Raw genomic sequence first — 13,173 nt, forward strand, 5'->3', positions numbered from 1 at the left:
AGAAAGCAGTGTCAGCATGCTCAACGAAGGCGTCACAGGGGACTGGGCCGGCTCTGCCGCGCTCCTCAGCACGACCCGCCGCACGGCCGGCCCGTCGCGTCACCGCGTCCTGGACGGGTACGTGGACGCCTTCGAGGTCGACCAGTTCATCGACATGCTCAGCGGTGCCGCACGTCGTGGTGAACGCGCGCTCGTCGGCAACCACAACATGCACAGCCTCGCCCTGCAGCGCAGCGACGCCCGCTTCGCGATGCTGTACGAGCAGCTCGACTACATCTTCATCGACGGCACGCCGGTCGTCTGGCTGTCCCGACTTCGTGGCCCCGGGGTCCGTCTCGAGCACCGGCTGGCCGTCCTCGACTGGATCTGGCCGCTGTTCGCGTACGCCGAGGCCCACGGCCTGTCGATCGTCCACGTGGGTGGTGCCGAGCCCATGCTGGGGCGCGTGCGCGACGCCGCCCTCAGCCGTCACCCCGGTTTGCGTCTGACGCTGGTGGACGGGTTCTTCGACACCGAGGACCCGGTCCAGAACCAGGCGGTGGTCGACGCCATCTCCGCAGCGAAGCCGGACGTCCTGCTGGTGGGGATGGGCATGCCGCGCCAGGAGCGGTGGCTCCTCGCCAATGTGGAGTCCATGCCGCGGTGCCCGATCGTCACCGTGGGGGGCGTCCTGTCCTTCATCGGCGACGACCGGCCGACGCCGCCGCGCTGGCTCGGTCCGCTCGGCGTCGAGTGGATCTACCGCCTCGTGACCGAGCCGACCCGGTTGTGGCGTCGGTACCTGGTCGAGCCGCTGCCGCTCGTGCCCGTGGTGGCGCTCGAGGTGCTCGGCGCGGTCAGACGGTCGCGACGACGGGCCACGTGAGATCGGTGCGGGGCCGATCCCCGGCCGCCCGACGAGGCGACCGGAACGGCGGTGGACCCGACCAGCCGTCCGTCGGCGCGGGCTCGCGCCGACGACGACGTGCGCCGCTGTCGGCGCGCAGCAGCCGGCTGGCCAGAGACAGCGTCTGGTCGTTCGCGAGCGAGGGGTTCCAGCTCGTCGCGACGCTGGCGGTCTTCTACCTGCTGACCACGCACCTGGGACCCGCGCAGTACGGGTACTTCTCCGGCTCCCAGGCGCTGGTGGCGATCCTCGCGACGCTGTCGCACTCGTGGATCGCTCTGCTCCTGCTGCAGGAGATCGTGCGCGAAGGTCGCCCGGAGCCCCACGTGTTCGGGATGGGACTGGGCCTGCTGGGCGTGACCGGTGTCCTCGCCGTCGGGGCTGCCGCCGCGCTGAGCCCGCTCCTGCTGCCCGGGATCGGGGTGCTGGTGGTGGTGCTGTTCGCCGTCGCCGAGCTGTTCGGGCTCGGCGTCGTCTTCGTCTCGGCCGCACTGCTCCAGGCCACGGTCTCCTACGCCGAGTCGGCCCGGGTGCGGATCGCCTTCCTCGCCGTGCGCCTGTCCGCCGTGGTCGGGCTCGCGGTGACCGACCGGCTCTCGCTGCTCAGCGTCGCGGTCGCCTACTGCGCGGTCAGCGTGACGTGCGGGCTCGGTTCGCTCGCCTACGTCAGCGCGCGCCGGGGCTTCGTGCCGCGACCCCGGCGACCTGACGCCTCGGAGCTGCGCAGCGGCCTCGGGTACGCCGGGACGCTGGCGTCCTTCGCCCTGCAGGAGGACTCCGACAAGATCCTCCTGGTGCGCCTCGCCGACCCGGTGACGGCCGGGCTCTACGCCGCTGCCTACCGCGGCGTGCAGATCGCCGTGGTACCCATCCGGGCGATCCTCGCCTCGTCGCACAGCCGCTTCCTCGAGCACGACCCCCGCGCGCGCGGTCAGCACCTGCGCCGCTCCCTGCGGTTCACCGGCCTGGCCACCGCCTACGCCGTGGTCGCGGTCGGCGTGCTGGTGGTCGGCGCCCCGCTGATCCCGCTCGTCCTCGGCGACGCCTACCGGCAGACCGCCGCGATGCTGCCGTGGCTGGCCGGCCTGGTCCTGCTGCGCGCGCTCAGCCTCTTCGGGTTCAACGGCCTCATGGGCCTGCGCCGGAACGGCGCACGGCTGGGCATCATCGTCTGCAGCGCGCTGGCGGCCGTGGTCGGGGGCGTCGTCCTCATCACCGGGTACTCGTGGCGCGGGGCGGTCCTGGCGACCGTCGTCGCCGAGCTCGTGTTCATCGGTCTGACCTGGCTCGCACTCGTCCGGTACCAGCGGGTGCACGACCGCACCGTCCCAGAAGGAGCACCGGCATGACTGCCACACTGCCCGACCACGGCGACAGCGCCCGACCGGGACGGCTCGTCACGGTGGCGGTCTGCACCTACCGGCGACCGGAGGCCCTGCACCGTCTCCTCGCCGCGCTCGAGCGGCTCACGTTCCCCCGATCGGGCACGCCGGAGGTGGCGGTCGTCGTGGTCGACAACTCGCCGGAGGGCGATGCGCACGAGACGGTGGCGCTGGCGCGGTCGCGCGGCGTCCTGCACGTGACGTACGTCCCGCTCGGGGCCGGCAACATCTCGGTGGCGCGGAACGCCGCTCTGGACGCCGCCGCCCCGGGGAGCGAGTTCGTCGCCCTGATCGACGACGACGAGGTGCCCGAGCCGATGTGGCTCGACGAGCTCCTCGTGGTGGCCGACAGGACGCGCGCCGACATCGTGTGCGGCCCCGTCCTGCCGGCCTACCCGGAGGGCGCACCGTCGTGGCTGCGACGTGACGACTTCTTCGCGGTGACGGGCTTCCCCGACGGAGCCGAGCTGACCGAGGGCATCACCGGCAACGCGCTGCTCCGGACGGCCGCGATCTCGCGCCTGGCGCTCTCGTTCGACGCGACGCTCGGTCTGTCCGGCGGCGAGGACCAGCTGTTCTTCCGGTCGGCGTGGACGCGTGGCGCCCGGCTGCGGTGGGCAGCACGCGCCGTCGCCCACGAGGACGTCCCGCAGCAGCGGCTTTCCGTGCGCTACCTGATGCGTCGGGAGTATCGAAAGGGCAACACGTTGGGTCTCCTTGACCGCGGCGGCCCCGGGTGGCCCGTGGGCAGGCCGGTCCGTCGCGCCGCCGGCGCGGGCTTCTGGGCGCTCACCGGCACGGTCGCCGCGGTCCGCGCTCTGGCCGGACGACACCGGTCCGACGCGCTTGCGGGTGCGCTGCGCGTCGTCCGCGCCGTCGGCATGGTGGTCGGCCTGGCCGGGCACCGCTACGACCACTACTCGTCGGGGACGGGCTCGGCGCACGGCCGACCGCTGGCCGCCTTCGTCACCTCGGAGAGCCCCTTCTACCAGGCCGCCGGACACTCACGCTTCCTCGGGGGGCTGGTCGACCACGCGCGCAGCATGAGCGGGCTGACGGTGGTCGTGGTGACCACGAACCGGGTGGGCTTCCTGGTGCGGCGAGCCGACGCGGACGGGCTGAGGTTCGTCGCCCCGGGCGTGCGTCGGATCGGAGGGCTGGACGTGGTGGTGAGCCCGTCCGCGCTGGCGTCCGGCGTCGCCTGGCGACTGTTCCGCGCGGCTCCCCGGCAGCTCCAGGGGCGCGTCGACGCGCTGCGGACGCGGTTGCGGTCCGGTCGCGGTGTGGACCACCACCTCGGCACCCGGCCCGACGCCGCGCTCAGCGCCTGGATCAGTCAGCGGCTCGCCGAGCAGCAGCCGGAGGCCGTCTTCTTCTGGACGCTGTGGTCCCTGCCCCAGCCGCTGCGGCTGCCCACCTCCGTGCGCGCGCCATGCGTGCTGACCTCTGACGTGATGTGGCAGCGGGCCGACGCGCTGCGGGCCAAGGGGTACCGGGTGACCCCGTCGGCCTTCGGGGTGGACGACGAGCGCGCCCTGCTGGCCAGCGTCCCGGCCGTCGTCGCCATCCAGTGGGACGACGCCGAGGAGTTTCGGCGGCTCGCTCCCGACACCGAGGTGCTGGTGTCCCCCGTCGCCTTCACCACGCCCACCAGGGGGCGTCGCGCGGACCCCGACCGCTGCCTGTTCGTCGGCAGCGGGTCGCTGCCGAACGTCGACGGGCTCCGGTGGTTCCTCGACGAGTGCTGGGCCGGCGTCCGGCGGGCACGACCGGAGGCCGAGCTGCACGTCGTGGGGACGGTGTGCGCGCGGATCGGGGCCGTACCGGACGGCGTCGTGCTCCGTGGCGAGGTCTCCGACCTCGACGCGGAGCACGCACGGGCCGCTGCGGTGGTGGTCCCGCTCCAGATGGGCAGCGGGCTCAAGATCAAGATCGTCGAGGCGATCTGCCACGGGGTGCCCGTCATCACGACGTCGGTGGGCGCGCAGGGCCTGATGGCCCTCGAGCCGCGGCCCTTCGTGCTGGCGGACGACCCCGACGACTTCGCCGGCGCGGTGGCCCGGCTGCTGGGCGACCTCGGCGCCAGCGACGCGCTGGCGGCATCGGCCCGGGAGCAGGCGACCTTGTTCACCCCCGAGCGCGCCTACCAGGAGATCGACGCGTACCTGGAGCGCTGCGGCGTCCAGGCGCGGTCGGTGTGACGCTTCAGAGCGTCACACCTGCCCGCCGAACCCTCACACCTGGCGCGAGGATGCCGATGCGCAGGGCGTCCACGTGAGCCGCTGGTCACGCGATCCGTGCGACGCCGGGCCACCTCGCGACCGCGGGTGGCCCGCCGGTACGGACACACACGGAGCGCACCCCATGCACAGGACTGGCCGCACCCTCCTGCCCTCGTGGCGACCGGCCGCAGCGCGCGGGCAGCGCCTGTCGGCCGCGGCGCTGTCCACGGCAGGGGCGGCCACGATGGTCCTCGTGCTCGTCACCGGCGGGGGGCCCGCGCCCGCTGCCGCCAGCGACCTCGTGTCCGAGGTCGGCACGACGGCCGGCGTGATCACGCCCACGCCGCCGCTGGCTGGCTCCTGGGCTCTTGCGTTCGCGGACGAGTTCACCGGCAGCGCACTCGACCGGACCAAGTGGACCCCCAACTACATCCACGGCGGCGACGCCGGCCTCGCCACGCTGGCCGGTCGCGCCGATCCACCCACCACCAATCTGGGCAACCAGGAGCTCCAGGCGTACGTCCCGGCCGCCGACGTCGTGGCCGACGGCTCGCTGCGGATCGTCGCCGACCGCGCGGCCGAACCGGTCACCGCCTACGGCGACAACAACGGCACGACGTGGCCGTCCGCACCGATGTCCTACACGTCCGGCATCATCAGCAGCCACCGGAAGTACGAGTTCACGTACGGGCTCGTCGAGTTCAGCGCGAAGATGCCGGCCCACGGCGGCGGCAAGGGTGGCCTGTGGCCCGCCGTCTGGATGCTGTCCGCCGGGCGGACGTGGCCGCCGGAGGTCGACCTCATGGAGTGGGCGTCCAAGGCGCCCGACACCGTCTTCATGAACAACATCTACGCGTTCGCGCCCTGGAACGACCAGGGCGTCCGCACCGACGCCGCCGCGGACTGGTCCGGGCGCTTCCACCACTTCGCCCTCGACTGGCAGCCGACGCACCTGCGCTACTACGTCGACGGCGTCCTGCGCCACGAGGTCACCGATCCGGCCCGGATCCCGCAGGTGCCGATGTACCTGCTCGCCAACCTGGCGGTGGGCGGCACGTTCCTCGGCCCCGGCCGCAACGAGCCGGAGGCGGGCACGCCGTTCCCCGCGACGTTCGAGCTCGAGTACATGCGCGTGTGGAAGGCGGCCACCACGCCGGCGCCGGCGACCGACGCCGCCAGCCTGCCGCCGGCGGTCGTGGCCCCCGCACCGACGCCCGTGCCGGTGACGCTCCGGCCGGCCTTCTGGCGGGACTGGCGGTACTCGTTCCAAGGCACCTCATCGACCGACAGGCCGAACTTCTCGGTGCGCAACGGGATCGGGTCCATCACCACCCCCGCCCGCACCGGCTACGGCTCCTACGTCGACGTGCGCACCACCCAGTCCGTCGCCCGCGGGGAGTACCGGTACGACTTCCACGTCGACGACAAGGCCGACTACACCGTGGCGTTCTCGGCAGCCGTCACCGGGGCCGCTCCGACGTCGTGGTCCTGGTACCCGCAGAACGGCTACGTCCTGCGGTTCACACCTGGCACCGGCCCGCACAGCTCCCTGACGTACCAACGGGCCGCCGGCTACGCGCTGACGAAGTTGGGCGGCCCGACCACCCTGCCGACCGCCAAGGGAGACGTGATCCACGTCGCCCTGCGGCCCGGCACCGGCGCGTTCGTGTGGAAGAACAGCGAGCCGCGCCCGATCCGACCTACGATCGCGACCGCCGATGCCACCTACACCGGCGGCGCCGGGGGCATCGGGTACCAGGGCGGGCCGGTCGGCAAGCGCACCCTGAGGTTCTCGGCGGTCAGCCTGACGAGCGGCTGAGCGCTGGACGCTCGGGCGTCGTCGTGCTCGGCTCTGCTGTTGGCGCGGAAAGGAGACCGGGCCCGGACGCCACCGCGACCACGAGCGGCACGAGCAGCAGCAGCCCGCGGCCGGTGAACGGAGCAGACTCCGTCACGGCGGCGACGAGGCTTGTCAGGATGATGAGCAGCCCCCACAGCGCGGCGCCGTCGGCACGGTCCCGCCACAACGTGCGGATCGCCGGCCCCAGCGCCAGGAGGAACAGCGCCAGCCCGACGACACCGACCTGCAAGGCAAGGTCGAGGTAGCCGTTGTGGGCGTAGAACGCCGGGAACCTGACTTCCCGCCAGATCTCCTGGGTGGGCGCGGACCACTCGCGCCACACACCGCCCCAGCCATAGCCGGCGATCGGACGCTCCACGACGTGTCGCCACACCGCCGTCCAGATCTCCGTGCGGCCCGTGAGGGAGCCACTGCGGCCCAGCGCCACCGCGAAGAGATCGAACCGGGTGACCGCGGCCACCAGCACACCGAGCGTCGCGACCAACGAGACAGCGCCGAACACCCCGCGATGCCGGGCCTCGCGGATGCTCGCCGCCAGCCGCTGCCACCCGACCACAGCGGCGGCCAGCGCGACGACCGCCACCGCCGTTGACGACTGGCTGCCGGCCAGAAGCACCAGGGCCAGCACCATCCACACCCAGCGGGAGCGGCGCGGCCCGAACCACACGGTGACCACAGCCACAGCGCAGAACGCGCCGAGGTCGTTCTTGTGAGAGAAGGGTCCGTGCCAGCCCGGCGCGCCGTCCTCCGCCGGGACCATCGCCCAGCCGGGGGCCACCACGAGCGACACCGCTGTGACGACGAGGATCCATCGCACCGTGCTGAACACGGCCCGGTGCACCTCCGGCACGGTCATCCGGACGCCCACCGCGATGCCCACCGCGAGCAGGACCACGAGATCGAGCAGCGCGCGGGCGCTTCCGGCACGGTCGGCGCTCCAGACCAGCGATGCGCAGGCCCAGACGCCGAAGAGCACCAGTGGCCAGGGCACGCGTGAGGTGACCACGCGGTCGTGCCGGGGAACGGCCAGCGCCGCGGCCACGACGGTCAAGGCTCCGACGAGCGTCCCGAGCTCCCGCGCTCCGGGCAGGTCGGGCAGGTACCAGGCGACCAGGGTGATCGGGAACAGCACGGTCACGGCGCTCGTGCCACGGCTCGCCGTCACCGTCGGCGCAGGCCCGTCCACGGTCCGCGCAGCCTGACCAGGACCGGGTGCACCGGCGCACCCCTGCCGATGAGCGTCCGATGTGCCAGCAGGAGGTCGTCATTCCGCTCGGCGCCCGCCACGACGGCGAGGAGGACCGCGTCGACGTCGGCCGCCAGGTGCGCGACCAGCGGCGAGTGCAGCACCGGCGGCGCCTGGACGACGACCGCGTCGTGGTCGCCGGACACATCGGCCACGTGATCGCGGACCTCCTCGGCCGACAGGGGCTCCGCCGACGTGGGACGCCACACGCTCATCCCGGACCGGCCGCCGTCGGCCCGGGTCCACTTGGCCGCGTGGTCGCCGGTTGCGGCTCGGCCGGCGGGGCCGCCCGCTGCCGCCGTTGCGTGGGCCAGCGCGACGAGCGCGACACGCTCGCCCTGGCGCGCAAGGGCGTCACCGAGCGACACGGCGACGTCCCACGATGCCGACGCATCGGCCACACCGCAGACCGCCAGACGGCGTGGCGAGCTACCCGCAAGCCCGCCGGAGATCGTCGCCGCCAGCGACGTCCCTCCGCCAGGACTCCCGTCACGCCCGTGCCGCGTGCCCGCGGCGGCCCCTGGTCGCCGCCCGCGGTCGACCGTGATGTCGACGACCGAGGCCGTGTCGAGCAGGCTCTGCGCATCCGCCGGGCCCATGACGTGCGGGTGCTGCGCCTCGCGCACCGTCGCGAGGATCGCCCCGGCCAGAAGGCCGAGGGCCGCTCCCCCGAGCGCGACCAGAAGGGTCGACGGGGTCTGGGAGGACGTCGGTGCGATGGCCGGATCGATGACCGCAGTTCGGTCCTGGACCGCCGTCGGCAGCACCAGGGCGTTGCGCTGGCTCTGCAGGTCGGCGATCTGGTCAGCCAGCAGCTGCTGCGCCGAAGACGCGGAGTCCGGGACGGCCGCGGGTGAAAGGCTCGACTCCAGGTCGGCGATCTGGCTGTCCAGCGCCTGGATCTGCTCCTGGCGTGCCGAGCTCGACTCCTCGCCTCGGGTCGTGACGTAGGCGAACGCCACCGCGTTGGCCAGGTCGCGGGCGGCCTCGGCGGTCTGCGCCTCGGCGGTGACGTCCACGACGTCGCTGCCGGTGATCTGGGTCAGGGTGAGCGCGTCCTGGACGTCCTGCGCCGAGGTTCCCGACAGCTCGGCGGCGGCTCGCTCGGCGAGTGCCGCGCTGGTCAGCACCCTGAGCTGGGAGTCGACGTAGCGCTCCGGGTCGCCCGTGGCGATCCGCTGGCCGGGTACCAGCACAGCGGTCGGGTCCAGAAGCAGCGTGGCCGAGGCCCGGTAGCGCTCATCCAGCGTCCCGGCGACCACAACGGCACCAAGTGCGCCGACCAGCCCGAGGACGAGGATCAGGACGCTCCACCGACGGACTGCCGCTGCGACGATTCCTAGCTCCACGGACTCCCTCTCACGGCGTCACCGTACCCAGTCCCGACCCGACCCATGTCGGCGCGCTGCCCGGGCACGCACGAGTTCACCCGGACGCCGATCGTCGCCGGGCTGCTGGGCCGGCAATCGACGACCCGCGCCGCGACGTCACTCCCCGCCGCTGGGCGGCTCCAGCAGCGCGAGCGCGACGAGCACCGCGGAGTACCCGGCCAGGCCGGACAGGAACGGCCACACCCGGGACCGCCCGGCCCGGGGCAGCTCCTCCTGGAACACGGTGAGCAGCACGGTCCCCGCGACCAGCGCCGTGGTCACATGCACGACGACGGCCGGCACCGGTGCGGCGATCGCGCCGACCGCCCAGCCGGCGAGCAGCGCCCCGGCGAGCAGGAAGCGCCCGCGTCGGGCGTACCGGTGCGGGTACTTCTCGGCGAGCCCGCGGTCGACGACGAGCACGTGCACCGCGATCGCGACCGTGAACACCGCCGCGCTGAGCCGGTCGGCGGCGACCCGCTCCGGCAGGGTCAGCGCGATCGCGACGTTGTAGACGGCGAACGCGACGACGTGCACGGTGAAGGCGCTACCGGCGGACTGGCTCTGCTCGCCGTGCTCGCGCCGGTCCTGGCTGTACCGCTCGGCCAGGTAGAAGGCCGTGAACCCGATCAGCGCGACGACGAACGCCGCGATCTCCCGCAGCGGCACGCGCGGGGCGACCTCGCCCAGCGACTCCCCGACCACCCCGGCGCCCGCCGCCACCTCGGGCAGCAGGTGCAGGAAGACGTACGCGACCGAGACGCCACCGGCCGCCGAGACCACTGCCTGCTCGTGCTCGCCGACCACCGCGCGCACCCGCATCGCCAGGACGTGCAGGGTGCACAGGATCAGCACCGGGAGCAGCGCGCCCAAGGGGTCGGCTTCCACGGTCACGGCGTTCACCCTTCGTCGTCTGGACGGTGCTGCGGAGAGCACCGTACGGAGTCCCGGCGCGGGGCCCTTCGTACCGCGGCCGCGTCCAACCGGCGACCGGGGTGCCCCGATCCTGGGCCGGCTCCGCGCCCGGGTGGCGAGGAGCGGACAGGGCTCCGCCCCTCGGTCAGTACGGTGGCGTCCACAGGTGTCGGGACGACCGGGGAGTGCGGCCAGCGGTGCTGAACGTCGACGACCATCCACGGCGTGGACCGCGCGTGCAGGGCGTCCCGCCCGGCCGTGCGGAGGTGCCGCCGGCGACCGTGCGCGCCGCGACGCGCCGGCGACGGGCCGGTCATCGCCTGCTCGCGGTGGGCGGCGTGGCGGCACTCGTGCTCACCGGTTGCGCGGCGGTGCTCGGGGAGACCGCGCCGTCACCGTCGGCCGCCTCGACGGGCACGCCGTCGCCCGAGCCCGCCCCGTCCCCTACCGAGGGGCCCACGCCCGACGCGACGTCCGTCCGTACCCGCGGGCTCGCGGTCACCGCCGGTGACCGCACCGTCCTGCACGCGCTCGCCACCGCTCCCGGCGCGGTCGTCACCACCGTGCCCGACGGCGACCAGGCCGTCCTGACGATCGATCCCGGCGATCCCACCGCACCGGTGAGCGCGCTGCTCGCGGTGCCGGACGGCGCCACCGTCGAGGTGCAGGACGACGACTCGGTGGTGGTCCGCGCGGCCGACAGCAGCTTCCTGGGCGGGGCAGCGCCCCCGTCGGGCGCGCCCGGCGCCGGCGCCGGCGCACCGAGGGTGACGGTCGCGGGCGACGGGCTGATCGCCCTCACCGGCGTCGGCCCGGTCACCGTGCGCGTGGGATCGGTGGCGCTGCTGGGCACCGACTGGGGCGACCGTGAGGGTGGCCGCTCGCTCGCCGTCGAGCCGTCGGGCTGGGCGCGATCGGCGGGTCTTGCCGGCGAGGTGGCGGTCTGGGCGGAGCTCGTGGCGGCCGAGCCGGACGCCGACACCCCGGTCATGCACGATCAGCTCGTGTGCCACACGGTCGGCGCACCGGACAAGCCGACCTGGAACCTGGAGCCGTGGCGGCCGGACGTGGGGCTGCTGGAGGTGATGCTCGCGGGGTGCAACCCGACGTAGGGATGCCAGCAGGCGGCGCTGTGCGCCTACCCCACCCGCAGCAACCCACGCTCGACGAAGAAGTCCCGCACCTCCGGTGCGTTCGCGAACGGCCCGTGCGCCTGCAACGTCGCCAGGTTCGGCCAGGTGGCGTTCCCCTCGAGCACGATCGGGCCACGCTCGGCGATGGCGATGTCCCATCCGACGTAGAGCGCGTCCGGGTACAGCGTCATGAGCTCGCGCGCCAGGTCCAGCGCCTCGGCGTAGAAGGGGACCACGCGGCCGGTGATCTGACCGCCGGTCTCGTAGTGGGTGTCGAAGCGCTCACGGTGGCGGCCGCGGGTCGGGCCGATGGCGTACGTCAGCACGCCGTCGGGAGTGACGCGGGCGACCAGGCCGCCGGCCGTCAGGGAGTGCGCAGGGGCCGTCGCGCGGCTGCCCATCCGCTGCACCACGGCGGCGACGACCGGCCCGGCGCCCGGCGTACGGCGGACCACCTGGACCCGCAGCGCGTTGAGGGACCCGGGGAAGATCTCCCGCCCGTAGGCGTGGGCCTGGACCCGCTCCTGGACCAGGAAGGTGCGGTCGGGCGGGCAGGCCGCGAGGGCGTCGTCGAGCGAGGTGAACGCGGAGATGCCCTGGCCGGCCCGGCCGTCCACGGGCTTGATGATGATCGGCTCGCCTGAGTACTCCTCGGTGACCTCGAACCGGCCATCCCGGCTGACGCCGAACATCCGCGGCATCCGGTCCCCGAAGCCCTCGGCCTGCATGCGCTCGGCGAAGCCCAGCTTGTCGGACAGCTCACGCCGCACCTGGGCGGGGTTGAGGCCGTCGATGCGTCGCAGGAAGTCCAGGTCGCTGATGTAGCCCTTGGCGGTGCTCGGGCGCTCGGGGTACACGAAGGGGCGGTTGGAGTGGAAGCCGCTGAGCATGAGAGCGGGGTCGGAGAACGGGAGCGTGGACTTCCGCTCCGCTGTCAGGAAGTTGCGCAGGGCCTTCACGTCGGTGGGGACCACCCGCCGTGCCCACTGCTTCATCGCGTCGTCGAGCACGGCTGAACGCTAACCGATGTCGGCGCAGTGGCCCCACCCGGCCGCGACCAGCACACTGCCCGTCATGGACCTGCCGGTGATGCCGCCCGTGAAGCCGATGCTCGCCAAGTCCGTCGCCGACATCCCGCCCGGGCAGCACTACGAGCCCAAGTGGGACGGCTTCCGCGCGATCGTGTTCCGCGACGGCGACGAGGTCGAGATCGGCAGCCGCAACACCAAGCCGATCACCCGGTACTTCCCCGAGGTCGCCGCCGCGGCGCTCACCGAGCTGCCCGCGCGGTGCGTCGTCGACGGCGAGATCATCGTCGCCGGCACCGACGCCACCGGCCTGGACTTCGAGGCGCTGCTGCAGCGCATCCACCCCGCGGCGTCGCGGGTGCAGCTGCTCGCCCGCGAGACGCCGGCCGTGCTGGTGGTCTTCGACCTGCTCGCGCTCGGCGACGAGGACCTGACCGGGCGCCCGCTCGCCGAGCGGCGGGCGCTGCTCGAGCAGCACGTGCCCGGCGGTGGCCCCGGCGTCTACCTCACGCCCGCGACCGCCGACCTCGCCGTGGCCCGGCAGTGGTTCGAGCTGTTCGAGGGCGCCGGCCTGGACGGCGTCGTCGCCAAGGACCTGACCGGGACGTACCAGCCGGACAAGCGCGTGATGACCAAGATCAAGCACGAGCGCACCGCCGACTGCGTCGTGGCGGGCTACCGCGTGCACAAGGCCGCCGACGACGCCGTCGGCTCCCTCCTGCTCGGGCTGCACGACGACGCGGGCGTGCTCGCCTCGGTCGGCGTGACCAGCTCCTTCCCGATGGCCCGCCGCAGGGAGCTGTTCGCCGAGCTGCAGCCCCTGGTCACCGACGCCGCCGACCACCCCTGGACCGCCCGGCCGGCCGGCAGCGCCGCCACGGGTCGCACCCCGCGCGACTCCGAGACCAGCCGCTGGAACAGCGGCAGGGACCTGAGCTTCGTCCCGCTGCGCCCCGAGCGCGTGGTCGAGGTGCGCTACGACCACATGGAGGGACCCCGCTTCCGCCACACGACCCAGTTCGTGCGGTGGCGCCCGGACCGGGACCCGGCCAGCTGCACCTACGCCCAGCTCGAGGTCCCGGTCCGGTTCGACCTCGCTGACGTGCTCTCCGGCGGCTGACGCCGCACGA

At 73.6% G+C, this 13,173-nt stretch carries 10 protein-coding genes; 6 read left to right on the forward strand and 4 right to left on the reverse strand.

What is annotated here, in order from left to right; all coding sequences use genetic code 11:
* The first annotated feature begins 16 nt into the window (after window positions 1-16).
* The 4 genes from Q0840_RS10100 to Q0840_RS10115 all read left to right on the forward strand — a co-directional run bounded on the left by Q0840_RS10100 (window position 17) and on the right by Q0840_RS10115 (window position 6,309).
* Window positions 17-865 (forward strand): WecB/TagA/CpsF family glycosyltransferase, encoded by an 849-nt coding sequence (locus tag Q0840_RS10100; RefSeq protein ID WP_298459295.1) that lies wholly within the window; start codon window positions 17-19, stop codon window positions 863-865.
* Window positions 862-2,235: a lipopolysaccharide biosynthesis protein gene (locus tag Q0840_RS10105; RefSeq protein ID WP_298459297.1), complete on the forward strand. Its 1,374-nt coding sequence runs from the start codon at window positions 862-864 to the stop codon at window positions 2,233-2,235. Before Q0840_RS10100 ends, Q0840_RS10105 begins: the two co-directional genes overlap by 4 nt.
* The gene (locus Q0840_RS10110) at window positions 2,232-4,469 is read left to right on the forward strand and encodes a glycosyltransferase (protein WP_298459298.1); all 2,238 of its coding nucleotides are present in this window, start codon (window positions 2,232-2,234) and stop codon (window positions 4,467-4,469) included. Before Q0840_RS10105 ends, Q0840_RS10110 begins: the two co-directional genes overlap by 4 nt.
* Window positions 4,470-4,632: 163 nt before the next feature.
* A complete protein-coding gene (locus Q0840_RS10115) occupies window positions 4,633-6,309 on the forward strand; it encodes a glycoside hydrolase family 16 protein (RefSeq protein WP_298459299.1) in 1,677 nt (558 codons plus the stop codon).
* Here the strand turns inward: Q0840_RS10115 and Q0840_RS10120 are convergent.
* The 3 genes from Q0840_RS10120 to Q0840_RS10130 all read right to left on the reverse strand — a co-directional run bounded on the left by Q0840_RS10120 (window position 6,290) and on the right by Q0840_RS10130 (window position 9,861).
* On the reverse strand, window positions 6,290-7,489 hold the full coding sequence (locus Q0840_RS10120; RefSeq protein ID WP_298459301.1) for an O-antigen ligase: 1,200 nt from the start codon (window positions 7,487-7,489) through the stop codon (window positions 6,290-6,292). The two genes, Q0840_RS10115 and Q0840_RS10120, sit on opposite strands and share 20 nt — an antisense overlap.
* A 23-nt stretch (window positions 7,490-7,512) precedes the next feature.
* Entirely contained in the window at window positions 7,513-8,946 is a 1,434-nt protein-coding gene (locus Q0840_RS10125) for a hypothetical protein (RefSeq protein WP_298459302.1), read from the reverse strand.
* 138 nt (window positions 8,947-9,084) lie between these two features.
* Complete coding sequence (locus Q0840_RS10130; protein WP_298459304.1) at window positions 9,085-9,861, reverse strand: hypothetical protein; 777 nt, start codon at window positions 9,859-9,861, stop codon at window positions 9,085-9,087.
* Window positions 9,862-10,220: 359 nt separating this feature from the next.
* On the opposite strand from Q0840_RS10130, the gene Q0840_RS10135 reads away from it, so the two are divergent.
* On the forward strand, window positions 10,221-10,994 hold the full coding sequence (locus Q0840_RS10135) for a DUF2599 domain-containing protein (protein WP_298459306.1): 774 nt from the start codon (window positions 10,221-10,223) through the stop codon (window positions 10,992-10,994).
* Window positions 10,995-11,020: 26 nt separating this feature from the next.
* Here the strand turns inward: Q0840_RS10135 and Q0840_RS10140 are convergent, their stop codons facing one another.
* Window positions 11,021-12,025, reverse strand: a complete 1,005-nt coding sequence (locus tag Q0840_RS10140) for a sugar-transfer associated ATP-grasp domain-containing protein (RefSeq protein ID WP_298459307.1) — start codon at window positions 12,023-12,025, stop codon at window positions 11,021-11,023.
* A gap of 64 nt (window positions 12,026-12,089) precedes the next feature.
* Here Q0840_RS10140 and Q0840_RS10145 point away from each other — a divergent pair, with 64 nt between their 5' ends.
* Window positions 12,090-13,163 carry an ATP-dependent DNA ligase gene (locus Q0840_RS10145; protein WP_298459309.1) on the forward strand — a complete coding sequence of 358 codons (1,074 nt, stop codon included), beginning with the start codon at window positions 12,090-12,092 and terminating at the stop codon, window positions 13,161-13,163.
* The last annotated feature ends 10 nt before the right edge of the window (window positions 13,164-13,173 follow it).

The sequence above is a fragment of the uncultured Cellulomonas sp. genome, from assembly GCF_947494015.1.
Classification (GTDB): domain Bacteria; phylum Actinomycetota; class Actinomycetes; order Actinomycetales; family Cellulomonadaceae; genus Pengzhenrongella.

What these genes read in the sequence shown, in the direction of transcription:
- Q0840_RS10100 (WP_298459295.1), top strand. Translation starts at nt 17, where the DNA reads ATGCTCAACGAAGGCGTCACAGGGGACTGGGCCGGCTCTGCCGCGCTC.
- Q0840_RS10110 (WP_298459298.1), top strand. Translation starts at nt 2,232, where the DNA reads ATGACTGCCACACTGCCCGACCACGGCGACAGCGCCCGACCGGGACGG.
- Q0840_RS10115 (WP_298459299.1), top strand. Translation starts at nt 4,633, where the DNA reads ATGCACAGGACTGGCCGCACCCTCCTGCCCTCGTGGCGACCGGCCGCA.
- Q0840_RS10145 (WP_298459309.1), top strand. Translation starts at nt 12,090, where the DNA reads ATGGACCTGCCGGTGATGCCGCCCGTGAAGCCGATGCTCGCCAAGTCC.